20 protein-coding genes are annotated in these 22,840 nt (G+C 61.3%); 6 read left to right on the plus strand and 14 right to left on the minus strand.

The window, feature by feature from the left end; genetic code table 11:
• Positions 1 to 75 precede the first annotated feature (75 nt).
• The 5 genes from ACJ8HN_RS01310 to ACJ8HN_RS01330 all read right to left on the minus strand — a co-directional run bounded on the left by ACJ8HN_RS01310 (position 76) and on the right by ACJ8HN_RS01330 (position 4,820).
• Positions 76 to 1,659 (minus strand): cyclic di-GMP phosphodiesterase, encoded by a 1,584-nt coding sequence (locus ACJ8HN_RS01310; RefSeq protein WP_164105226.1) that lies wholly within the window; start codon positions 1,657 to 1,659, stop codon positions 76 to 78.
• 151 nt (positions 1,660 to 1,810) lie between these two features.
• Positions 1,811 to 2,059 carry a hypothetical protein gene (locus tag ACJ8HN_RS01315; RefSeq protein ID WP_125460721.1) on the minus strand — a complete coding sequence of 83 codons (249 nt, stop codon included), beginning with the start codon at positions 2,057 to 2,059 and terminating at the stop codon, positions 1,811 to 1,813.
• A gap of 12 nt (positions 2,060 to 2,071) precedes the next feature.
• Complete coding sequence (gene mepS / locus ACJ8HN_RS01320; protein WP_033635277.1) at positions 2,072 to 2,647, minus strand: bifunctional murein DD-endopeptidase/murein LD-carboxypeptidase; 576 nt, start codon at positions 2,645 to 2,647, stop codon at positions 2,072 to 2,074.
• Between the two features lie 410 nt (positions 2,648 to 3,057).
• Complete coding sequence (locus ACJ8HN_RS01325; RefSeq protein ID WP_033653795.1) at positions 3,058 to 3,768, minus strand: phosphatase PAP2 family protein; 711 nt, start codon at positions 3,766 to 3,768, stop codon at positions 3,058 to 3,060.
• Positions 3,769 to 3,845: 77 nt separating this feature from the next.
• A complete protein-coding gene (locus tag ACJ8HN_RS01330) occupies positions 3,846 to 4,820 on the minus strand; it encodes a CobW family GTP-binding protein (RefSeq protein ID WP_033648007.1) in 975 nt (324 codons plus the stop codon).
• A 318-nt stretch (positions 4,821 to 5,138) separates the two neighbouring features.
• Between ACJ8HN_RS01330 and ACJ8HN_RS01335 the strand changes: the two genes are divergently transcribed.
• A complete protein-coding gene (locus tag ACJ8HN_RS01335) occupies positions 5,139 to 5,447 on the plus strand; it encodes a type 1 fimbrial protein (RefSeq protein ID WP_033635274.1) in 309 nt (102 codons plus the stop codon).
• A gap of 62 nt (positions 5,448 to 5,509) precedes the next feature.
• On the opposite strand, the gene ACJ8HN_RS01340 is transcribed toward ACJ8HN_RS01335, so the two are convergent.
• Complete coding sequence (locus ACJ8HN_RS01340) at positions 5,510 to 6,982, minus strand: mannitol dehydrogenase family protein (RefSeq protein WP_060443037.1); 1,473 nt, start codon at positions 6,980 to 6,982, stop codon at positions 5,510 to 5,512.
• Between the two features lie 293 nt (positions 6,983 to 7,275).
• On the opposite strand from ACJ8HN_RS01340, the gene uxuA reads away from it, so the two are divergent.
• Entirely contained in the window at positions 7,276 to 8,466 is a 1,191-nt protein-coding gene (gene uxuA, locus ACJ8HN_RS01345) for a mannonate dehydratase (protein WP_442522954.1), read from the plus strand.
• A gap of 42 nt (positions 8,467 to 8,508) precedes the next feature.
• Here the strand turns inward: uxuA and yeiP are convergent, their stop codons facing one another.
• Together yeiP and mtr are read right to left on the minus strand one after the other, a co-directional pair.
• Positions 8,509 to 9,081, minus strand: coding sequence for an elongation factor P-like protein YeiP (gene yeiP, locus ACJ8HN_RS01350; protein WP_004935725.1), 573 nt, complete (start codon positions 9,079 to 9,081; stop codon positions 8,509 to 8,511).
• A gap of 126 nt (positions 9,082 to 9,207) precedes the next feature.
• Positions 9,208 to 10,452, minus strand: a complete 1,245-nt coding sequence (gene mtr, locus ACJ8HN_RS01355; RefSeq protein ID WP_442522955.1) for a tryptophan permease — start codon at positions 10,450 to 10,452, stop codon at positions 9,208 to 9,210.
• 263 nt (positions 10,453 to 10,715) lie between these two features.
• Here mtr and ACJ8HN_RS01360 point away from each other — a divergent pair, with 263 nt between their 5' ends.
• Entirely contained in the window at positions 10,716 to 10,970 is a 255-nt protein-coding gene (locus ACJ8HN_RS01360) for a YkgJ family cysteine cluster protein (RefSeq protein WP_015378527.1), read from the plus strand.
• Here the strand turns inward: ACJ8HN_RS01360 and ACJ8HN_RS01365 are convergent.
• From ACJ8HN_RS01365 to ACJ8HN_RS01380, 4 genes are all read right to left on the minus strand, one after another.
• Positions 10,967 to 12,142, minus strand: coding sequence for a sugar efflux transporter (locus ACJ8HN_RS01365; RefSeq protein WP_039565078.1), 1,176 nt, complete (start codon positions 12,140 to 12,142; stop codon positions 10,967 to 10,969). The genes ACJ8HN_RS01360 and ACJ8HN_RS01365 overlap by 4 nt on opposite strands.
• Before the next feature lie 174 nt (positions 12,143 to 12,316).
• Positions 12,317 to 14,791 carry a trimethylamine-N-oxide reductase TorA gene (gene torA, locus ACJ8HN_RS01370; protein ID WP_033648002.1) on the minus strand — a complete coding sequence of 825 codons (2,475 nt, stop codon included), beginning with the start codon at positions 14,789 to 14,791 and terminating at the stop codon, positions 12,317 to 12,319.
• A gap of 12 nt (positions 14,792 to 14,803) precedes the next feature.
• Entirely contained in the window at positions 14,804 to 15,964 is a 1,161-nt protein-coding gene (locus ACJ8HN_RS01375; protein ID WP_033648001.1) for a NapC/NirT family cytochrome c, read from the minus strand.
• Between the two features lie 232 nt (positions 15,965 to 16,196).
• Complete coding sequence (locus tag ACJ8HN_RS01380; protein WP_033635266.1) at positions 16,197 to 16,619, minus strand: nucleotide triphosphate diphosphatase NUDT15; 423 nt, start codon at positions 16,617 to 16,619, stop codon at positions 16,197 to 16,199.
• Positions 16,620 to 16,866: 247 nt separating this feature from the next.
• On the opposite strand from ACJ8HN_RS01380, the gene fruB reads away from it, so the two are divergent.
• Genes fruB through fruA form a run of 3 tightly spaced genes read left to right on the plus strand, consistent with a single transcriptional unit; the run spans position 16,867 to position 20,632 of the window.
• Complete coding sequence (gene fruB, locus ACJ8HN_RS01385; RefSeq protein ID WP_039565085.1) at positions 16,867 to 18,000, plus strand: fused PTS fructose transporter subunit IIA/HPr protein; 1,134 nt, start codon at positions 16,867 to 16,869, stop codon at positions 17,998 to 18,000.
• Positions 17,997 to 18,938 carry a 1-phosphofructokinase gene (fruK, locus tag ACJ8HN_RS01390; RefSeq protein ID WP_004935702.1) on the plus strand — a complete coding sequence of 314 codons (942 nt, stop codon included), beginning with the start codon at positions 17,997 to 17,999 and terminating at the stop codon, positions 18,936 to 18,938. Before fruB ends, fruK begins: the two co-directional genes overlap by 4 nt.
• Before the next feature lie 11 nt (positions 18,939 to 18,949).
• Positions 18,950 to 20,632 carry a PTS fructose transporter subunit IIBC gene (fruA, locus tag ACJ8HN_RS01395; protein WP_442522956.1) on the plus strand — a complete coding sequence of 561 codons (1,683 nt, stop codon included), beginning with the start codon at positions 18,950 to 18,952 and terminating at the stop codon, positions 20,630 to 20,632.
• Positions 20,633 to 20,692: 60 nt separating this feature from the next.
• Here the strand turns inward: fruA and nfo are convergent, their stop codons facing one another.
• Together nfo and ACJ8HN_RS01405 are read right to left on the minus strand one after the other, a co-directional pair.
• The gene (nfo, locus tag ACJ8HN_RS01400; RefSeq protein ID WP_033635262.1) at positions 20,693 to 21,532 is read right to left on the minus strand and encodes a deoxyribonuclease IV; all 840 of its coding nucleotides are present in this window, start codon (positions 21,530 to 21,532) and stop codon (positions 20,693 to 20,695) included.
• A gap of 99 nt (positions 21,533 to 21,631) precedes the next feature.
• The gene (locus ACJ8HN_RS01405; RefSeq protein WP_033653801.1) at positions 21,632 to 22,705 is read right to left on the minus strand and encodes a YeiH family putative sulfate export transporter; all 1,074 of its coding nucleotides are present in this window, start codon (positions 22,703 to 22,705) and stop codon (positions 21,632 to 21,634) included.
• Positions 22,706 to 22,840 lie beyond the last annotated feature (135 nt).

The raw sequence follows: 22,840 nt of genomic DNA on the forward strand, positions 1-22,840 counted from the left end.
TGTGGAATAAAGTACAACCTGCGCCCAGCATAACATTCTTCGGGCGGGCGCAGGGTAAAGATGCTTAAAGACTAACTATTTATTTGCCTGATAATCAAAGACCTGATGAGCATTGCAGTAAGCGACGAAATTGTCGATGCTCAGCGGCTTGCTGAAGTAGTAGCCCTGCATGAAGTTGACGCCGTGTTCTTGCAGGAACTGCATCTGCTCGGCGGTTTCCACGCCCTCGGCCACCGTCAGCATTTTCAGCTTTTTCGCCAACGAGATCACCGCATCCAGCACCGGCGCGGTGACCGTGTCCTGGCCGATGGTGTTGACGAAGCCACGATCGATCTTCAGGTAATCCATGGTGAAGCGCTCAAGATAGATCAACGCGCTGTGCCCGGTGCCAAAATCGTCCACCGCGATCTCGATGCCCTGTTTGTGCAGCCAGTCAAACTCCGCCAGCGCACTCTCTTCTTCCACCATGCCGCGCTCGGTGATTTCAAACACCAGCGTAAAGTAATCGCCCGGCAGCTGCGTCAACAGTTCATACACGTCCTGGTGGAACGACGGCGCGCTCAGGTGGGCGGGGGAGATGTTGAGCCCGACCTTGCCTCCCCGCGGCAGCGCTTTGGCGAGCTGCGGCGCATCTTCGGCGATCAGCCTGAACAGGTGGCGGGTGAGCGGCACGATCAGCCCGTTGCTTTCGGCGTAGGGGATAAAGACGTCGGGCGGGATGCGGCCTTCGATCGGATGCTGCCAGCGGATCAGCGCTTCCAGCCCGCCGATGCTGTTGCTGTCGGTATGGAACACCGGCTGGTATTCGATAAAGAACTCGTTGCGTTTGATGCCGCGCAGCAGTGCGCGTTCCGGGCTTTGCCGCAGCAGCAGCATGTAATAGCAGAGTACGCCGATCATCAATGACAGCACCAGGCTGCCCAGCAGCGTCAGGCGAATGTCGTTGGGGGTCAGTTTCTCGTTGTAGAACAGGATGGTCAGCGGCAGATTGGGCAGCGTCAGTTTATCCGCCTTGCCCTTCGGCAACTGATCGACCGGCATCAGGTTCGGGCTGAAGGTGGTCAGCGCGCGGTTGCCCATCACGATGGCGATGCCCGGCGCCTGTTCGTCGTGCGAGGTGAACAGCAGATAAGGCATCAGATCGATGTCCAGCGTAGCGAGGATGCCGGTGGCCTTTTCGTCGGGATGCCGCAGCCAAACCGCAACCGCCGGTTTGTTCGGCACGATCGGCGTGCCCTGCTGCAGCTTGAGATCCAGGGCCAGATTCCAGTCGATATCCTGGTAGAGATTTTTCATCGGCAACATCATATCGCCGGTGGCGGAAGAGCAATAGGCGTAGCCGTCCTTGACCAACAGGAAGGTGCGCACGCCGCTGGTAAAGGCCGCCTGGTAGGTAATATCCGACTGGCTTGAGAGGCAAGGCTTGGCCAGCAGCGGCATCATTTGCTGCATCACCGTCTTCAGGTGCGAGATATAACCCAGCGTGAACTTTTGCGTGCGCGCTTCGACCTTATGTTGATATTGCGTGCGCTGGTGGTTAATCAAAGAAAGCGTGACCGCGGTGAAGAGCGTAAAAAATACCAGGGCGGCGACGCCGCTTTTAGCCAGGCTGCGCTGTCGGTGAGACACGCTGCGGGCAAAAGCTCTTTTCAAGCCCATAACCGAGTCCTCTGCAACAGGGCGTCAGGGGTGTCGCGCAGCCATTTAATGGATTGTGCCAACGGCTTTTTTTTCATTTTTGCCTTTTTATCCCGTACCAACCGGCGGCGTTGTTTAAATATGCGGCGTCGCCGACAGAAATATAATGCGCCTATTTTAAGCGGAAACGTTTTAAATAACGCCGGGGCGCCGTTGCCGTCATCTGACGATAATAGGCGAGTTTTTCCTCGATGGCGCGATTTCCTGCCAACAGTTTATCAAAATAATGGCGTGCGGCAGCGTTAAGCGGAGAAAGATGGCGATAAGGCAGGGAGCAATCTTGATGATATCTGTTAGACAACCAAAAAAAACGCCGCCCGTAGGCGGCGCTTATCGCTCGTTTGGTATTCAGGATCTTCAAGGCATTGCGCCGTTAACCGTTGGTCAACACCCGGCGCGCTTCTCGATAACGTTTATTCCAATAGTTATCGGTCAGCTTGGAAATCATGACCCCACTGCTGGTGGAGGCGTGAACGAACTGATCGTTGCCTAAATAGATGCCGACATGGCGCCCGGTAGAACCTGCGCGGAACAGCACCAAATCGCCGACGCGCAGCTTGGTGCGCTGGATTTTCTTGCCGAGATCTTCCTGTTCATAGGTAGAACGCGGTAAATCCATGCCGAACTGTTCGCGGAAGGTGCGTTGAACAAACGCCGAGCAATCGATGCCGCGCTTACTGTCACCGCCTAAACGGTAGCGAACGCCTTTCCAGTCCGCGTACTGATCCATAATCTTTGACTTGACGTCAACGTTGCGGACCATCGCTTCGAATTCATCCTGAGAGGCTTGCAGTAAAAGACCGTCTTTGTCATTAACTGCACGCATCTCAGTTTGTGCGTTATTCAAGTTCGAAGTGTGAGTCGAGCTGCATGCGGAGAGCATAACCGCAGCGGCAATTGCAGGGACTACCCGCAAAAAATATCTCAGAAACGGTTGAGATTTGACCATTGTTGTTGTTTTCCCTTGAAGTCCTTAACGACGAAAGTCGCTACCTGAAAAATGCCAAACGAAACGAGCCTAGTCCGCACCTGTTGCATCGACAACCAGTTACCGTTGAAAACGTGCGAGAACGCACATTTTTATCGGATTCCATACTGATTCGACTTAAACCAGGCACAAACGCATCTGAGATTACCGGAACAAATAGGGGATTGCGAGCCTTTTTCCCGTCTTTTTTATATGAATTTGTGATGTAACATAATGTAAATCTTCATATAAAAAACGCCAATTGTCCGATGTATGAATCTGGCGTGAAATCAGGTTGCAAAAGCGTTAACGGGCGGTGACGATATTTTGCGCTCAGCGAAGGGATTAAGGCCGGTAGGCGAGCGCCTCCCGGCATGAGTCATAGACGCAAGTTATGGTTGGCCGGGGCGATGCTTGCCGGGCAACAGGCGATTCAACCGATCGACGATCCAGTCGCTGCAAGGCGTCATCAGCACCCAACTGGCGCCAACCAGCACCACGGACAGCGAGCCGACGGCAATATCGGTAAACCAGTGGGCGCCAATCATCACGCGTGGCAATGAGAAGAGCAGCGTAATCAGCAGGGCGACGGCGAAGGCGCGGCGGCCGAAATAGCGCAGCATAAAGCAGGAAAAAATAATCAGCATCATGCCGTGGTCGCCGGGGAAGCTGTCGCTGGAAGCGTCCTTGGTGGGGATGCCGGTCAACTCGCTGACGCGATAGATATTGTCGAAGGTCAGGGTGGGGCTCGGATGCTTCACCGGCAGCAGGTGGCCAAGCTGGTTCAGCACCACGGCGGTCAGCAGCATCACCACGCCGGTGATCACCAGGCGTCGGCGGCCGGCGGCGTCCTGCTTCAGGTAGAAGTACAAATACAGCAGGCCCATGGCGAGCAGCGAAATCACGTCAAACGCGCGGTTGTTGGTGATGGCGACCAGGTGCAAAAACGCCGGGTCGGTGGCCAGATGGCGGTTAAAGAAGAAAAAGATCGCCGAGTCCAGGGTAAACCAGCCGCCGTGATTGGCCGGCAGGAACCAGGACAAAAACAGCGCAACGCCCAGTAAGTTGAAGAGGAGAATGAGGGGTAAATTGCGGCGTGTCATGACATAACCTGTTGGCAAAATGAAAACGAAATAAAACCCGGCCGCCCTGCGGCAACCGGGGGGCAACGGTACGGGGTCTAACTTAAACGAATCTTAAACAAGGCGGATTGCAGGGCGTTCCAATCGGCATTTTCGCTGTGGATAAGCTCAATTCGGCTGTCGAGCGGCGCGACCGGGCGGGTTTCGATGTTGAGATCCTGTCCCTGACGATTGATCAGCAATGTGCCTTCGGGGATGCGCACCGCGCCTTTGGCGCGTTCTACCGGCGCGAGTCGCACCCATTCCATAAAGCCGACGGTGTCGAATTGGGTGTCGCCGTCAAAAATCCAGCCGCAGCTGGTGAAGCCTTGCCCCTCGTTCAACGCTCGCCGCCAGCGGGCGTGCTCCGGCAGCCGCAGCGCCGCCAGCCCCTGCGTTTTCGCCTGACCATGATGATGCTGCGCGTCCGGCAATTCTGTACGATTCGTGCGCGGAAGTGACAACAGCGCGACATCCGCTTCGCCTTGCGCGATGGCATAGCAGGGCCGCCGCAGCGGATCTTGCGCCCTCCAGGCTTCCAGCGCCCGCCTGTCTTCCGGCTGATAGGTATCGCTTTTGCTGGCCAAAATAACGTCGGCCGCGGCCAGCTGATCGCGGAAGTTTTCGTTGTCGCGGTAGCGGGGCTGGCTGAGCTGGCGGGCATCCAGCAGGCACAGGGTGGCCTGCAGATCGATCCAGCCGGCATAGCTCTCCTGGGTCAGCAGCGACAGAATTTGTTTCGGATGCCCGAGCCCGGTCGGCTCGATCAGCAGCCGATCCGGTTTGGCCTGCTGTAACAGCATATTCAAGCCCACCTGCATCGGCAGGCCGTTGACGCAGCACATGCAGCCACCGGGGATCTCTTTGAGCACCGCGCCGCTGTCTGCCAGCAGCGCGCCGTCGATGCCGATCTCGCCGAATTCATTGACCAATACCGCCCAGCGCTCATGTTCGGGTTTATGAGCCAGCAAATGGCGGATAGTGGTGGTTTTACCGCTGCCGAGGAAACCGGTAATCAAATTGGTTTTGGTCATTAATAATTCCTGGAGCAAAAATTAACCTGCTTAATAAATGAGTTACGCAGCCTTATCGGTGAAACCGCCGCGATTTAATTTGTGCTCTATCTCGCAAATTTTGCACGTCACCATGCGCTTTTCAACCGACAAAATCCACCGTTCATAACAAGAAAATTCTTAGATAAAACCCTGTATTAGATGCGGTTAACTTTTGTTAGTAGCTTGTTTTTACATTGTTAATGACGCGATTAACGATCAAATCTCGTCCCTTTCCTTGCGATTATTCCTAACAAGATCCTCTATGGTTAAATTGGCTTAACTAAAAATGAGGTTGCCATGAATACCTTTCGGTTATTTTTGATCGTAGGAATGTTGTTTTCATGGACGGCAGTGAGTCATGCAGGAGTGGCCGGCGGGGTAATTCGCTTCGTCGGTTCTATCGTTGAAAGTCCTTGCACGGTCAATATTGCAGATTCTAAGGCGAATACGCAATGTTACCGCAACGGCCAGCGTTATCAGGCCCAGCAAGCGTTGTCAGGTTTTGATACTACACGCAAAGAACTTCCGCTAAATCTAGGCACAACCGAAATGAAGTGGGTAGACCAACAGAAGAAACTCGCTGTTATGACGGTCGTTTATCGTTAAGTCGTTCCGCCATGCCGGCGTAACGTTACGCCGGCATGGTTATTCTCGGCCCTGCAGGCTTCTCACCGCAGCACCCACTCCTTCACCGTTTCACGCGCACCGCGATCGCGCAGCGACAAATAGGCTTGCGTCACCGCGTCGGCAAACGCCGCATGCGTTGCCAGCGATTCGCCGAACACCGATTTCAGCGCCAGCAGCGCCGTTACGCGCCGCCGATCGTCCGGCGTAGCGGCAATAGTCTGGTGCAGCGCGTCTGCCAGCGGATCGCGAATGTCGATCGGCTGACCGGCGTCATCGACGCCGCCGACGTAACGCATCCAGCCCGCCACGCCCAGCGCCAGCCCGCTATAGTCGCCGCCGTGCCGCAGATGCCAGCGCACCGCGTCCAGCATGCGCTGCGGCAGCTTCTGCGAACCGTCCATGGCGATCTGCCAGGTGAGGTGTTGCAGCGCCGGGTTGCTGAAGCGCGCGATAAGCTGTGCGGCGTAGTCGGTCAGACTGATGCCGGTAACGCTCAGGGTGGGCGCCTGTTCGTCCAGCATCAACCGCAGGGCGGCGCGACGGTAGTGTTCATCCGCCATGCACTCGTTGATATAGCGGTAGCCACCCAGGTAGCCGAGGTAAGCCAGGAACGAGTGGCTGCCGTTCAGCATGCGCAGTTTCATGTGCTCAAACGGCAGCACATCGCTGACCAGCTGGGCGCCGGCCAGCTCCCACGCCGGGCGTCCGGCGGCGAAGTTGTCTTCCACCACCCATTGAATAAAGGGCTCGCAGGCGATGGCGCATTCGTCGCGCACGCCGCCCAGCGCGGCGGCAATCTCATCCAGCGTGGCTGGCGTGGCGGCCGGCACGATGCGATCCACCATGGTGCAGGGGAAGGTGGCGGCAGTGGCGATCCAATCGGCGAGCGACGGATCCCGCGCCTGCGCCAGATCGAGCACCGCCCGGCGCAGCACGTGGCCGTTCTCCGGAATATTGTCGCAGGAGAGCAGGGAGAAGGCGGGCAGGCCGCGTTCGCGCCGCAGCCGCAGCGCCTCCACCAAAATGCCGGGCACGGTCTGCGGCTGATGCGGCGTCGCCAGATCGGCGACGATCCCCGGATGCTGCCGATCCAATCGCCCGCTGCCGGGCTCGATGCAGTAGCCTTTTTCGGTGATGGTCATCGAGACGATCGCCACCTGCGGCTCGGCCAGTTTCTCCAGCACCGCGGCGATGCCCTCCAGCTTGCGGTGCAGGCTCTCATGTACCGCGCCGATCACGATGGCCTGATGGCCGTCCGCGCCTTTCTCCAGCACGCTGTACAGATGATCCTGTTGCCGCAGCGCCTCAAACAGCGGCACGCCGCCGGACAGGCTGATCTCGCAGATGCCCCAGTCGCCGCCGTGGGCGTTCAGCACCCGATCGGTCAGCAGCGCCTGATGCGCGCGGTGGAACGCGCCGAAGCCAAGGTGCACGATGCGGCTGCGCAGAGCCCGGCGGTCATAGCCCGGCTGCCGGACGGCGCCCGGCAATGGGGTGTTGGCGATCGTTTTCATCTCATCTCCAAAGCGTGTAAGACAGCTGGCGGGCCAGTTGCGCCAAGTTAGCAGACCAGTTTTCTGCCACATCGGCAGGGGGGCGCCGGCGATAAAAAACTGCGACCAGTGTAAGGATGTCGGCCAGCTAAAGGAATTGGTCAGTCCAAAATAAGCCAGAATCGTGAAGTGGATCAACCAATGAGGGGTTCGGTTTTGACAGCGCAGGGCGAAAGAGTAAGTTAAAGGTAACTGACATCTAAATTAAACTGGTATAACAGCATCGCGGTGCGAGACAGGCATAAGGACAAAACATGGAACAAACATGGCGTTGGTATGGCCCGAACGATCCGGTCTCTTTGGATGACGTGCGTCAGGCCGGGGCGACCGGGGTGGTGACGGCGCTGCATCATATCGCGAACGGCGACGTCTGGCCGATCGATGAGATCCGCGCGCGACAGGCGCTGTTGGCGGAAAAGGGGCTGGTGTGGTCGGTGGTGGAGAGCGTGCCGGTGCATGAGGAGATCAAAACCCACAGCGGCGACTGGCGGCGGTACATCGCCAATTATCAACAGTCGCTGCGCAACCTGGCGGCCTGCGGCATCGACACCGTCTGCTACAACTTCATGCCGATCCTCGACTGGACGCGCACCGATCTGGCCTATCCGCTGCCGGACGGTTCCAAAGCGCTGCGCTTCGATCAGATCGCCTTCGCCGCGTTCGAGCTGCATATCCTGCAGCGCGCCGGCGCCGAGGCCGATTATACGCCGCAAGAGCGCAGTCAGGCGGCGGCCTATTTCGCCGCCATGAGCGAGGAGGAAAAAAACCGGCTGACCGGCAACATCATCGCCGGGCTGCCGGGGGCGGAAGAGGGCTACACGCTGGAACAGTTCCACCGCCGGTTGGCGGAGTACGACGGCATCGACAAGGCGCGGCTGCGCGAGAACATGGCGGTCTTTCTGCGCGCCATCGTGCCGGTGGCGGAAGAGGTCGGCATCAGGCTGGCGGTGCACCCCGACGATCCGCCGCGGCCGATCCTCGGCCTGCCGCGCATCGTCTCCACGATTGAAGACATGCAATGGCTGAAGCAGACCGTCGACAGCATCTATAACGGCTTCACCCTATGCACCGGTTCCTACGGCGTGCGCGCCGACAACGATCTGGTGCGGATGATTGAAACCTTTGGCGATCGCATTCACTTTACCCACCTGCGCGCCACCTGCCGCGAGGAGAACCCGAAAAGCTTCCACGAAGGGGCGCACCTGCAGGGCGATGTGGACATGGTGGCGGTGATCGAAGCGATCCTGACCGAAGAGTTGCGTCGGCAGCGGGCGGGCGATCGGCGGCCGATCCCGATGCGCCCCGATCATGGGCATCAGATGCTGGACGACTTGAAAAAGAAAACCAATCCGGGCTATTCGGCCATCGGGCGGTTGAAAGGGCTGGCGGAGCTGCGCGGCGTCGAGCTGGCGCTCAAGCGGCGTTTTTTCCCGGAGTTGCCGTAGCGGAAAATGAAACGGGGCCGAGACTCGGCCCCGCTGGCGCGACTAGTCGGCGCGGCTCATGTAGCGGCGTTCGGCGATATGAATGCGAATTTTGTCGCCGGCGCTGAGGTATTCCGGCACGTGGATCACCAGGCCGGTCGCCATGGTGGCCGGTTTGTTGCGGGCGCTGGCGGAAGCGCCTTTGATGCCCGGCGCGGTCTCGACGATTTCCATATCCACGGTCTGCGGCAGCTCCAGCGCCAGCACCTGGCCGTCCAGCGTCAGCACCTGCATACCCGGCAGGCCGCCTTCCGGAATGAACAGCAGCTCGTCTTCGATCTGGTCTTTCTTGAAGATGTACGGGGTGTAGTCTTCGTCATCCATGAACACGTATTCTTCGCCGTCGATATAGGAGAAGTTCACCTTGCGGCGCGACAGGGAAATGGTGTCCAGGATATCGTCGCCCTTGAAGCGTTCTTCCACTTTCAGGCCGGTGCGCACGTCGGAGAAGCGCATTTTGTACAGGGTGCTGGCGCCGCGGGCGCTTGGGCTCTGCACGTCGATATCTTTTACCAGCAGCAGCTTGCCGTTGTAGCTGATCGCCATGCCGCGCTTAATTTCGTTAGCTCTTGCCATTTCAATTCATCCGCAATGAAGAGTATTAGAGAAGTTGCGACAAGGTACTCGCGCCGCCGATTTCAGGCAATAGCCCGGCGTAAAAACAGTGCGGGAAAGGGAGGGCGATCGCCCTCCCGTCGGGGATTAGCGGAAGACCGGCAGCAGGCCGAACAGCGAAAGAATATGCGCGGCGGCGTTGATCAGGCCGAACAGGATAACGAACAGGATCACGCCGTTGCCGCCCGGTGCACGGTAACCGGCCTGCGGGTGGCGGCGGCGGCTGGCGCGCGCCATCAGCGCCGGCACGATCACCGCCCAGACGGTGGCCGCCAGCCCGGCGAAACCGATGGCGTACAGGAAACCGTTCGGGAACAGCAGCGCGGCCAGGGTCGGCGGCACAAAGGTCACCAGCGCGGTCTTGCTGCGTCCGACGGCGTCGTCCTTGAACTTGCAGAAGTCTGCCAGGTAGTCGAACAGGCCTAGCGACACGCCGAGGAACGAGCTGGCCAGCGCCATATAGGAGAAGGCGTTCAGCAGTTGGCTGACGGTTTGGCTGCTGGAGACGTTGCCCATTTGCTTGAGCAGGCTGCCGATGTTGCCGCCCTCGGCGATCACTTGCTTAAAGGCGTCGCGCGCGATATTGCCCTGGATCACGTACTGCCACAGGATGTAGATAGCCAATGCCAGCAGGGTGCCGTACACCAGGCTGCGCACCACGGAGCCGCTGTCCTTATGGTAATACTTCACCAGCCCGGGAATGTTGCCGTGGTAGCCGAACGAGGTCAGCAGGTAAGGCAGCGCCGCCAGGGCGTAAGGCAGATAGCTGGCCTGGTCATCGCCGGTGTTGAACAGCACCGCGGGCTGTACGTGGGTGAACATGTCGCCCACCGACATCACGAAGGTGATCACCATACCGCCGATCAAAATGGTGCTCAGGCGGTCGACCGCGCGGGTGGAGAGCCAGACGATAAACGCCACGACCAGCGCGAACACCAGGCCGGCGGTGGTCTGGCCGACGCCGACGATGCCCTCCAGCGTGTGGGCGATGATCGAGCCGCCGGCGGAGATATAGGCGTAGGTCAGGATGTACAGCACGAACGCCACCGACAGGCCGTTCACGGCGTTCCAGCCTTTGCCCAGCAGATCCTTGACCATGGTGTTGAAGCTGGCGCCGCTCGGGTAGTGCAGCGTGGCTTCGAGGATCATCAGGCCGGAAAGCAACATGCAGGCCCAGGTATACACCAGCAGCGCGACGGAGCCGTTGAACCAGACACCGGAAGTGACGATCGGAATGGAAAACATGCCGGCGCCAACGGCGGTTCCGGCAATGATCATCGCGCCGCCGAGGACGGAAGGGCGGGCCAGCTTCTGGATGGTGTCCGTAGACATGCGTGCTCCTGGGGGATGGGTTCTTTTGTACTAGCTCAATGGTACATGGGCGCATGGCGCATGTAAAGCGTGGTAATTGCACGTTTCACGCGTTTTTGTCTTTAAATCAAGGTTTGTTGGGCGTTTTTTCGCCAAAGGATGCAGCCGGCCGGCGCAGGGCGATGAGTGTAAAGATCGCCGGGGCGCAGGGATTCTGCTGGCGGCCGCCGCGCGCGGCTGCTATTGTCGCGCTTCTTTTCCCCAGCCCACCAGGAGTAGCGCTGATGGACTGTCGCAGCGACTGCGGCGCCTGCTGTATCGCGCCGTCAATATCCAGCCCGATCCCCGGCATGCCGAACGGCAAGCCCGCCAATACCCGCTGCATTCATCTGGATGAACGGCTGCGCTGTGGCCTGTTTCATTCGCCGCTGCGGCCGAAGGTGTGCGGCAGCCTGCAGCCGAGCCGCGACATGTGCCACGATCACCGCGATCAGGCGCTGATTTATCTCGCCAGGCTGGAAGCGGACACCGCGCCTTAAGCTTCCCTCAACCGCCACAGACACAGCGTCGCGCCTGCCGCCATCGCCAGCGCGGCGTAAAACACCGCATGGTAATTCCAGATTTCCGCCACCGCACCGGCGATGGCGCCGGCGATGACCCAGCCTACCCGAATGGTGTTGGTGAACAGCGTGGTGGCCGTGCCGGCCTGACCGGGCATCAAATCCTGAAAGTAGAGCATGCCGATGCCCGCCAGCACGCCGATAAACGCCGCATTCAGCAGCTGCAGGGCAATCAGCGGCCAACTGCCGGTGATAAACAGCAGGCCGCAATAGAACAGCACGCCGGCGACCACCGCCCCGCGCATCAAACAACGCTTGCCGCAGCGTTTCGCCACCATGCCGGCGAGCAGCATGATGGGGATCTCCAGCCCGGCGGCGGCACCCATCAATATCCCGGCCAGCCGCTCCGGCAGCCGCAGCTCGTGCACCACATACAGCGGCATGTTGATCAGGTACATGCTGTTGGCGGTCCACATCAGGGTGCAGGCGACGAACAGCAGCAGCGAATCGCGGCGATGCTGCCGCGGTGCGGCCAGGGGCGCGTTCGTCGCCGCGGTTTTCGGCATCGAAGGCAGCCGCTTCCACACCAGCAGGCCGCACAGCACAAAGGCCGCCGCGCCCGCCAGATACATGACCTTAAAGCCGAAGCCCAGCGCCAGCGCGAAGGCGATCGGCGGGCCAATGACCCAGGCAAGGGAAACCTGGGCGCGCATGATGGAGGTGAACATCACCGCCTCGCGCCCGGTGCGATCGGCATGCTCGCGCGCCAGCGCAAACATCTGCGGATTGGCGGTGGAGCCGAAGCTGGTGAGCAGCACGCCGACGAGCAGCAGCAGGTAATAGTTGCGGCTCCAGGCGAACAGCGTGAACCCCAGCGCACCCAGCATGCAGCAGAGGAAGATCAGTGATTTGCGGTCGCCTTGTTTATCCGAACGGCCGGCGAGAAACTGGCTGACCAGAATGCCGATCACCGCGCTGCCGGTAAAGAACAGCCCGACCAGCGCCGGCCGTACCTTGACCTCGGTTTCCAGAAACAGGCTCAGCGTCGGGGTTTGCAACGCGCCGGCGATGCCGGTCAGAAACGCCACCGCCAAAAAGGCCAGCGAAGTGAGATCGGGCGCGCGTCGCGTTACTGCGGATGAAGTCGGCATGGCGGTTGATAATTCGTCGAAAAAGGGAGGTCGCGCGCATCATACGCCCGTTGAAATGAAACGCAAACCGCTCCCTTGCGGCGAAGGGTAAGCGGATATGTCGCGCGGCGACGAGAAAAAAGGGGCGCGTTGCGCGCCCCAGTTTATCGCGGGTTATCGCGGGTTATCGCGGGATCAGGCGCCTTGCGGCACCGCGTGCGCGGTATTTTTCAATACCGGCCCCCGATACTTCTCGATCTGCAGCTGCGCCATCTGCCCGCAGTTGCCCTGCGCCAGGCTGGAAGAGCCGATGTCGAAGGTCAGGCAGTTGACGTTGCCGTTCTTGCACAGCGAGCCGGGCTGCGCCGGATCGGCCGGATCGAACCAGGCACCTTCGCTGATGCGCACCACGCCCGGTCGCACGTCTTCGCTGACCACCGCCCCCACCAGGATCTGGCCGCGATCGTTGAACGCCCGCACCAGATCGCCGCCGCTGATGCCGCGCGGCTGCGCGTCCTGCGGATGGATCAGGATCGCTTCACGATCCGCTACCGCGTATTTCTCGCGCAGCGGCGTGTTGTCGAGCTGAGAGTGCAGCCGGTTGGTCGGGTGCGCGGTATTGAGCGAAAGCGGATACTTGGCCGCTTCCGGCCCGCGATACCACTCGTGCGGCGGCATCCAGGTCGGGATGCCGGGGCAATCCTCGTAATGCATTTTGGCGATGGCGTCGGAGTAGATCTCGATCTTGCCCGACGGCGTGCCCAGCGGGTTCAGCAGCGGGTTGTCGCGATAATCGGCAAAGCGCACCCACTGCTTGTTGGCCTCCGGCACCGGGAAGCGCACGTAGTTGTTGGATTGCCAGAACATGTCGAACGGCGGCAGCGCCACCCGGGCGGCGCGCGCCTGGTTTTTCATGTCGTCGTACATGCCTTTCAGCCACTGGGTTTCATCCTTGCCCTCGGTAAAGGCCTCCTGCACGCCCAGCCTGGCCGCCATCGCCGAGAAGATATCGAAGTCGCTGCGCGACTCGTGCTGCGGCGGCACGCATTGGTGCATCGGGAACACGTAGAGCTGCGAATAGTCGCCGCCCATTTCCAGATCGTTGCGCTCGTAGCTGGTGGTGGCCGGCAGCACGATGTCGGCATGCTTGGCGGTGGCGGTCCAGTAAGGCTCGTTGACCACGATGGTGTCCGGCCGCTGCCAGGCTTTGACCAGGTTATTGGTGTCCTGATGCTGGTGGAAGGTGTTGCCGCCCGCCACATACACCATTTTCACCTCGGGGTAGGTGACCTTGGCGCCGTTGAAGTCGATGGTTTTGCCCGGGTTGCTCAGGCATTCGGCGATGCGCGCCACCGGGATCGGCGCCGGCGAGTTCTTCGGCGCGTTGCCGGCGGAGATGCCGGCGATGATGCCGCCTTTGGCGGTCGGGCTGCCGCCGGAGGAATAGTGGTAGCTGAAGCCGAAGCCGCCGCCCGGCAGGCCGATCTGGCCGAGCATCGCCGCCACCGTCACCAGCAGCCAGTGCTGCTGTTCGCCGTGGTGCTGGCGCTGAATGCCCCAGCCGCCCATGATCATGGTGCGGTGTTTCGCCATCTCGCGCGCCAGTTGGCGCAGCGTGTCGGCATCGACGCCGCTGATGTCGGCCGCCCATTCGGCGGTTTTCGCTACGCCGTCGCTCTCGCCCAGCAGGTAGGCCTGGAACTTGTCGAAGCCGACGGTGTAGGTTTTCAGGAAGTCCGGGTTATGCAGCTTCTCGGTCAGCAGCGTGTGGGCGATGCCGATCAGCATGGCGCCGTCGGTATAAGGGCGCGGGGCGATCCACTGCGCATTGACGAACTTGGCGCTGTCGCTGTGCACCGGATCGATGCTGATCACCCGGGTGCCTTTCTTCTTCAGCGCCTCGAAGCCGGTCTGGCCGACGTGATCCGGCACGTTCCAGCTGTTTTTCAGCGTGACCATCGGGTTGCAGCCCCACAGGATCACCAGCTCGCTGTTCTCAATTACGTTTGGCCAGGCGGTCTGCTGTTCGTAGACCTCCATCGAACCGACCACGTGCGACATGATCACCTGCGCCGCGCCGGTGGAGTAGTCGCCGGCGTAGCCGAGGAAACCGCCGGTCAGGTTCATCAAGCGTTGCAGCAGCGTGCGGCTGTTGTGCAGCATGCCGACGCTTTTCCAGCCGTAGGAACCGGCGTAGATCGACTGCGGCCCGTGATCTTTTTGCAGGCGAGTGATCTCATTGCACACCAGCTCGGTCGCTTTGTCCCAGCTGACGCGCACCCACTCGTCGCGGCCGCGCAGCTCGGTGCGGCTGCCGGGGCCGCCCTCCAGCCAGCTTTTACGCACCATCGGGTATTTGATGCGGTTCTCGGCGTGCACCTGATAAGGCGCCATGGCGATCAGCTCATTGGGGTACGGATCGTCCTGCACCGGCTGCACGCCCACCATCTTGCCGTCTTGCACGATGGCCTCGAACGCGCCCCAGTGGGCGCCGGTCAGAATGCCTTTCTGCGCCTGACGCAAGGCGATGAACTGCGGCAGCGCTTCGCTGATGGCCTGCGCCAGCGCCGCTTTGGGCCATAGGCCCGCCAGCAGCGGGGCGGCGGCCAGCGCGGCGGCTCCGGTCAGGAAGCGGCGGCGGCTCATGGTTAACGGTTGTTGGTTGCTCATTGCGCTTCTCCCTTAAAGCTTGGCCGGTGCGGCAGGTGGCATGTCGCTGGCGTGTTTTTGTACGTATTGCGTCAGCACGCGCAGCTGTTCCTGCGTCAGCGAGGTGCGCGGCGCCATGCCTTTGATGACGCCAATCCATTGGTTGGCGTTGAAGCGATCGAGCGCGGTCAGCCCGTGGCAGCCGGTGCAGTTGGCCGACATCATGTCCGCGGCGTAGCGCCAGATTTTTTGCTGATCGTCAATCAACTGTTTACGCGGCAGCCACACCTGCAGAGAAACCTGATGCCAGACCAGGCCGGTTTCCGCATCGGTCTGGGTGGAGGCGGTCTTCAGCTGTTGGCGCGCGTCTTCACCCAGCAGCACGCTGAGGATGCGTTTGCCCTGCGCGGCGTAGAACACTTCGCTGACGCCGTCCTGCTGCCAGCCGCTCACGGTGGCCAGCACCTTGTCGCCATCCTGTTTCACCACCTGCACTTCGGTGGAAGGCATCAGGTTGCCGGCGTTATGGCTGTCATCCGCGCTGAGGAAGAACGGTTCGGTGGCGATGGTGTAGAGGGTGGTGGCGTCCGGTGCGGTCAACGCCGCGGCCTTCGCCAGTTCGGCGGCGCCGGCCTGGGTTTCGCCGCTCATGTCCGGCAGGATGTGGGCCACGCCCTTATGGCAATCGATGCAGGTCTCGCCCTGTTTGATCGCCACCGGGTGCTGCAGGCGCGCCTCAGGGCGCTGGGCGGTGATGTCCATGGCGTCGTAGCTGTGGCAGGAGCGGCAGGTGGCCGAGTCGTTCTCTTTCAGCGTTTTCCAGACCGACTGCGCCATCGCCAGCTTGTGCGCTTCGTATTTTTCCGGCGTATCGATGGTGCCGACCATTTCGCCGTAAATGTCTTTCACCGCGCGGATTTTGGTCCACAGGTAATCGATCGGCTGGTGCGGCACGTGGCAGTCGGCGCACTCGGCGCGGATGCCCTTGGTGTTTTGGAAGTGAACGCTGCCCTGATATTCGGCCAGCGGCTGTTGCATGGTGTGGCAGGAAACGCAGAAGGCGGTATCGCTGGTTTTATGGAATACGGTGGCGGTCCCGGCCAACAGCGCCGCGCCGAGGATAATCCCCAGCAGCAAAAGCCATAGCCATCCCCACCGGCGCTTTTTTTCAAAGCCAGTCAGTTTTTTGCTCATGGTAAACCCGCTTATAATTATGAATTTAAAATAAAATCTTGCCAAAAGGCCGCCGACCGGAGGTCAGAATGCCACGTCGATTGCAGGGGTAATATAGAAGAGGGTTAACCCCATAGGGTTATCCGTAGTCAAAAAAAGGGCATATATCGCAAAAAATAGCGTTATATTCTGGTGTATATAGCGATGGGATCGAGCGGCAGGGGAAGCGAACGCAGGACGCGTTCGCGATGGCTCAGGCCGTGGGCAAATAGGGCTGGCCGCTCAGCCATAGCCGGATGGCGGTGCGGCTGGCTTCGAAATGCGGTTCCGGCAGGGCGTCGGGCGCGCACCAGCGCCACTCGGCGCACTTTTCGGGTTCTTTCAACTCGGCGCTGCCGCCGGGGTGATCCACCTGCAGGCAGACAGACACCGTGTGTTTGCCTTCGGCGCGCCAGGTTTGCAGATTGTTGCTGACGCCCACGAAGCGCGGCGGATCGATGAGCAGCCCGGTCTCTTCGGCGATTTCGCGCCGGGCGCACTGCTCGAAGGTTTCACCGGCCTCCAGATGCCCACCGGGGATCGACCAAAAGGGCGCGTGGGAACCGCAGCGCTTGCCCAACAAAATCTCGCCCTGCGGGTTGACGATGATCACCCCGACGCCGGTCACTACGTTCATGCTTTTCTCCGTCAGCAAAGTTTCAGCACAGTATGTCATTTTGCCCCGGCGCTGACCAATGCGCCGGCGAAAGTGTGCGTAAGCTCAAAAATCTGCAATGGCAAAAGGGAGAAAGCTTGCTTTCGCCTTGCGCTGCTCACACACTCCTTGAAACGTTTCAGCGTTATCCGGCCGCTTGTGGCGAGCGGGTAACGCTCCTTTTTCTCAATGAAGCTGAAACGATTCAATTCAGCAAGAGAGGAGAATCATGTTCCAGTTGTCACCGCAAGACATTCATCTGGGCGCCGCTGCCGCCGATAAGCAGGAGGCCATCCGCCAGGTGGCCGCCGCCCTGACCGAAGCCGGCTGCGTCAGCGCCGGTTACGTGGACGGCATGCTGCAGCGCGAACTGCAGACGTCCACCTATCTGGGCAACGGCATCGCCATTCCGCACGGCACCACCGATACCCGCGATCTGGTGCTGAAAACCGGCGTGCAGGTGTTCCAGTTCCCGCAGGGCATCGCCTGGGGCGAAGGCCAGACCGCCTATGTGGCGATCGGCATCGCTGCCCGTTCCGACGAGCATTTGGCGCTGCTGCGCCAGCTTACTCACGTGCTGAGCGATGACGGCGTGGCGGAGCGGCTGGCGAAAACCACCTCCGCGGAAGAGCTGCGCGGCCTGCTGATGGGCGAGCAGCAGAGCGCCGAATTCCAGTTCGACGCTTCGCTGATTGCGCTCGACGTCGCGGCCGACAGCCTGATGACGCTGCAGGCGCTGAACGCCGGCCGGCTGCAAAAGGCCGGCGCGGTCAACGCGCAGTTCGTCAGCGATGCCATTACCCGCAAGCCGCTGAACCTGGGGCAGGGCATCTGGCTGAGCGACAGCGTTGAAGGCAACCTGGCCAGCGCGGCCACCGTCAGCCGCCCGGCGCAGGCTTTCGTGGAAGACGGCGAGCCGGTGGCGCTGCTGCTGACGGTGTCAGTCGCCGACGCGCAGCCGCTGGCGGTGCTCAACTACCTCAGCGACCTGCTGCTGGCCAACAAAGCTGAACGCCTGCTGAAGGCGGATGCCGCCGGGGTGCTGGCGCTGCTGACCAGCGAAGTGGCCGAGGAAAGCAGCGTACTGAGCGCCGAGTTCGTGATCCGCAACGAGCACGGCCTGCACGCACGGCCGGGCACGGCGCTGGTCAACGTGATCAAAAGTTTCAACAGTGACATCACCGTCACCAACCTGGACGGCAGCGGCAAGCCGGCCAACGGGCGCAGCCTGATGAAGGTGGTGGCGCTGGGCGTGAAAAAAGGGCATCACCTGCGCTTTACCGCCAATGGAGAAGATGCTGAAGCCGCGCTGAAGGCGATCGGCGAAGCGATTAATGAAGGACTGGGCGAGGGCGCAGCATGAGCAGAAGAGTAGCAACGATCACCCTGAACCCGGCGTACGATCTGGTGGGGTTTTGCCCGCAGATCGAACGCGGGGAAGTCAACCGGGTAAAAACCGCCGGCCTGCACGCCGCCGGTAAGGGCATCAACGTCGCCAAGGTGTTGAAGGATTTGGGCATCGACGTCACCGTCGGCGGCTTCCTGGGCAAAGACAATCAGGACGGTTTCCAGCTGCTGTTCAGCGATCTGGGGATCGCCAACCGCTTCCAGGTGGTGCCGGGCCGCACCCGCATCAACGTCAAGCTGACGGAAAAAGACGGCGAAGTCACCGATTTCAATTTCTCCGGTTTTGAAGTGACGCCGCAGGACTGGGATCGCTTCGTCAGCGACTCGCTGAGCTGGCTGGGCCAGTTCGACATGGTGGCGGTGAGCGGCAGCCTGCCGGCCGGCGTCGATCCCGATGCCTTTACCGACTGGATGACCCAGCTGCGCGCCAAGTGTCCGTGCATCATTTTCGACAGCAGCCGAGAAGCGCTGGTCGCCGGGTTGAAGGCCTCGCCGTGGCTGGTGAAGCCGAACCGCCGCGAGCTGGAGATCTGGGCCGGCCGCCCGCTGCCGGCGCTGGCGGACGTGGTCGAGGCCGCGCATGCGCTGCGCGAGCAGGGCATCGCCCACGTGGTGATCTCCCTCGGCGCGGAAGGCGCGCTGTGGGTTAACGCCTCCGGTGCCTGGATCGCCAAACCGCCGTCCTGTGAGGTGGTCAGCACCGTGGGCGCCGGTGATTCGATGGTCGGCGGCCTGATTTACGGCCTGCTGATGCGCGAATCCAGCGAACACACCTTGCGTCTGGCCACGGCGGTAGCGGCGCTGGCGGTCAGCCAGAGCAACGTCGGCGTGACCGATCGTCCCCAGTTGGCCGCGATGATGGCGCGCGTCGATCTGAAACCTTTCAATCAATAGCAGGAGGCAGAATGAAAACGCTGCTGATGGTAGACAGTTCGCTGGGGCAGGCCCGTGGCCACCTGGCGAAACGCATGCTGGAGGCCGCCGCGGCCAAAACCGGCCTGACGCTGGTCGAGTCGCTGCAGGACGCCGAACTGGTGGCGGTGGCGGGGCAGTCGGCCCCGGCTGACGCCGGGCTGAACGGCAAATTGGTGTATGTGGGCGATGTAGAACAGGCGGTGCGTGAACCGGACGCTTTTCTGGCGTGCGCCAAGGCCGAAGCTGAAACCTATCAGGCGCCGCAGGCGGCGCCGGTGAAAGCCGCCGGGCAAAAACGCATCGTGGCGATTACCGCCTGCCCAACCGGCGTGGCGCATACCTTTATGGCGGCCGAAGCCATTGAAAGCGAAGCGAATAAACGCGGCTGGTGGGTGAAGGTGGAAACGCGCGGCTCCGTCGGCGCCGGCAACGCCATCACCCCGGAAGAGGTGGCGGCGGCGGATCTGGTGATCGTCGCGGCGGATATTGAGGTGGACCTGGATAAATTCGCCGGTAAGCCGATGTACCGCACTTCCACCGGCCTGGCGCTGAAGAAAACTGCCCAGGAGCTGGACAAGGCGCTGGCCGAGGCCGAGGTGTTTCAGCCGCAGCAGCGCGGTAGCGCGGCGCCGGCGGGTAAAAAGAAAGAGGGCAACGGCCCGTATCGTCACCTGCTGACCGGCGTGTCCTACATGCTGCCGATGGTGGTGGCCGGTGGCCTGTGCATCGCGCTGTCGTTCGTGTTCGGCATCAAGGCGTTTGAAGTCAAAGGCACGTTGGCGGCGGCGCTGATGCAGATCGGCGGCGGCTCCGCCTTTGCGCTGATGGTGCCGGTATTGGCCGGTTTCATCGCCTTCTCCATCGCGGATCGCCCTGGCCTGACGCCGGGCCTGATCGGCGGCATGCTGGCGGTGAGCACCGGCGCCGGGTTCCTCGGCGGCATCATCGCCGGTTTCCTGGCGGGTTACGTCGCCAAGGCGATCAGCAGCAAGCTGCGCCTGCCGCAGAGTATGGAAGCGCTGAAGCCCATCTTGATCATTCCGCTGGTGGCCAGTCTGATCACCGGTCTTATCATGATTTACGTGGTTGGCACGCCGGTGGCGAAAATCATGGAAGGCCTGACCCATTGGCTGCAATCGTTGGGCACCGCCAACGCCGTGCTGCTGGGGGCGATCCTCGGCGGCATGATGTGTACCGACATGGGCGGCCCGGTGAACAAAGCGGCCTACGCCTTCGGCGTGGCGCTGCTCAGCTCCTCGGTGTATGCGCCGATGGCGGCGATCATGGCGGCGGGCATGGTGCCGCCGCTGGCGATGGGGCTGGCGACGCTGCTGGCGCGCCGCAAGTTCCCGAAATCCGAACAGGAAGGCGGCAAGGCAGCGCTGGTGCTGGGGCTGTGCTTCATCACCGAAGGGGCGATTCCGTTCGCCGCCCGCGACCCGATGCGCGTGCTGCCGTGCTGCATTGCCGGCGGGGCGCTGACCGGCGCGCTGTCGATGGCGTTCGGCGCCAAGTTGATGGCACCGCACGGCGGGCTGTTCGTGCTGCTGATCCCGGGCGCAATTTCGCCGGTGTTGCTGTACCTGGTGGCGATCGCCGCCGGTACGCTGCTGGCGGGCGTGGCTTACGCCCTGCTGAAACGTGCTGAAGTGCCGGCGGCCAGCGTGGCGTAACGGCGTCCAGCCATAAAAAAACCGGAGCCCAGGCTCCGGTTTTTTCGTTTTGGCGCCGCGTTACTGCTGCGCTTTCAGCCAGGCGATCTCTTCCGCCCAGATATCCGGGTTTACCGTTTCCAGAATCAGCGGGATATTGTCGAAGCGCGGATCGCGCATGATGTAGCTGAACACCGTTTTGCCGATGTTGCCTTCCCCCAGGCTGTGGTGGCGGTCTACGCGGCTGTTGAACTCGCTCTTGGCGTCGTTCAGGTGCATGCCGCGCAGGTAGTTGAAGCCGACGATGTCGCCGAGCTGTTTGAAGGTGTGTTCGCAGTCTTCTTCGGTACGCAGATCGTACCCGGCGGCGAAGGCGTGGCAGGTGTCGATGCAAACGCCGACGCGGCTTTTGTCTTCCACGCCGTCGATGATCGCCGCCAGGTGCTCGAATTTGAAGCCCAGGTTGCTGCCCTGGCCGGCGGTGTTTTCGATCACGGCCGTCACGCCGGCGGTTTTATCCAGCGCGATGTTGATCGATTCGGCGATGCGCGCCAGGCACTTGTCTTCATCGATTTGCAGCAGGTGGCTGCCAGGGTGGAAGTTCAGCAGCGTCAGCCCCAGCTGTTCGCAGCGCTGCAGCTCGTCGATGAACGCCTCGCGCGATTTTTCCAACGCGTCGGCCACCGGGTGGCCCAGGTTGATCAGGTAGCTGTCGTGCGGCAGGATCTGCCCCGGCCCGAAGCCGTACTGGGCGCAGGCGCTCTTGAACTTATCGATCACGTCCGCGGCCAGCGGCGCGGCCTTCCATTGACGCTGATTTTTGGTGAACAGAGCGAACGCGGTCGCCTCCAATTCGTGCGCGCGGATAACCGCCTGATCCACGCCGCCTGACGCGCTGACATGTGCACCGACAAACTTCATCTTCATTCTCCTGTGTTATCGGTGACATTATGGCATTGATGGCGGGCGGAATAAATGCGGCCCGCCGAAGCGAGCCGCAGAAGAGGCAGAAGGGAGTGATTAGAGCCAGTGTTGCACCAGCTGGTTTATCGCGCCGCCGCCGACCAGCAGCCAGACGAACAGCAGCGTGGCCAACAGAATCGGTTTCATCCCGGCCTGGCGCACGGCGCTGATGTGGGTGGTCAATCCCAGCGCCGCCATCGCCATCGCCAGCATCCAGGTGTCGGCGGTGATCAGGTGCTGCACCAGCGTGGCCGGCAGCAGGTTGAAGGAGTTCAGCCCGGCGACGGCGATAAACAGCACGGCAAACCACGGAATGGTGATGGCGGATTTTTCCGCCTTGCCTGCGCCGCCGCGGCTGATGTAGCCCGACAGCAGCAGCAGGAACGGCGCCAGCATCATCACGCGGATCATCTTGGCGATCACCGCCGCATTTTCGGCGTCAGGCCCGATGGCGTGCCCGGCGGCGACCACCTGAGCCACTTCGTGGATGGTGGAGCCGGCATAGATGCCGAAGGTTTCCTGGCTGAACGGCAGCCACTGGAAGTGTTCGTTCAGCTGATACAGCCACGGGTAGGCGAAGATCGCCAGGGTGCCGAACACCACCACGGTCGAGACCGCCACCGCCACTTTGCTGGAGTCGGCCTTCAGCACCGGCTCGGTGGCCATCACCGCCGCCGCACCGCAAATGCTGCTGCCGGCGCCGATCAGCATCGCGGTCTGGCTGTCGATGCCGAACACTTTCTTGCCGAGCCAGCAGGCCAGCAGGAAGGTGGTGGTCAGGGTCAACGCATCGATGATGATGCCGCTGGCGCCTACGTCGGCGATCTGCTGAAAGGTCAGGCGGAAGCCGTACAGGATAATGCCCAGACGCAGCAGGCGTTGTTTGGCCAGCTGTACGCCGCCGTGACAAACGGTTTGCCAGCGGGGATACAGCGTGTTGCCCACCAGAATGCCGAACAGGATCGCCAGCGTCAGCGCCCCCAGGCCCAGCTCCGCCACCCAGGGAATGTCGCCGGCCCAGACGGCCAGCGCGGTGAGCGCACCGGTCAGCGCCAGCCCCGGCACCAGCCGCGGCAGGCCGAACAGCGGAAAGCGTCGCTCGGGGTAAGTATGAGTGGTATCAGTCGCCATAAAAGTCAGTCCTTCAGTCTGTTTCTTGCTGCCAAGAGTACGTTTGGGCTGAATAAAAGAGAAATTGATTATATATTTATAACCTATCTGAATAAGTGGTATGGCGTCAGGCATTGGCATACAGCCGCATTGCGG

Origin of the sequence: Serratia sp. CY29653 (assembly GCF_052169255.1) — a bacterium.
Lineage (GTDB): Bacteria > Pseudomonadota > Gammaproteobacteria > Enterobacterales > Enterobacteriaceae > Serratia > Serratia sarumanii.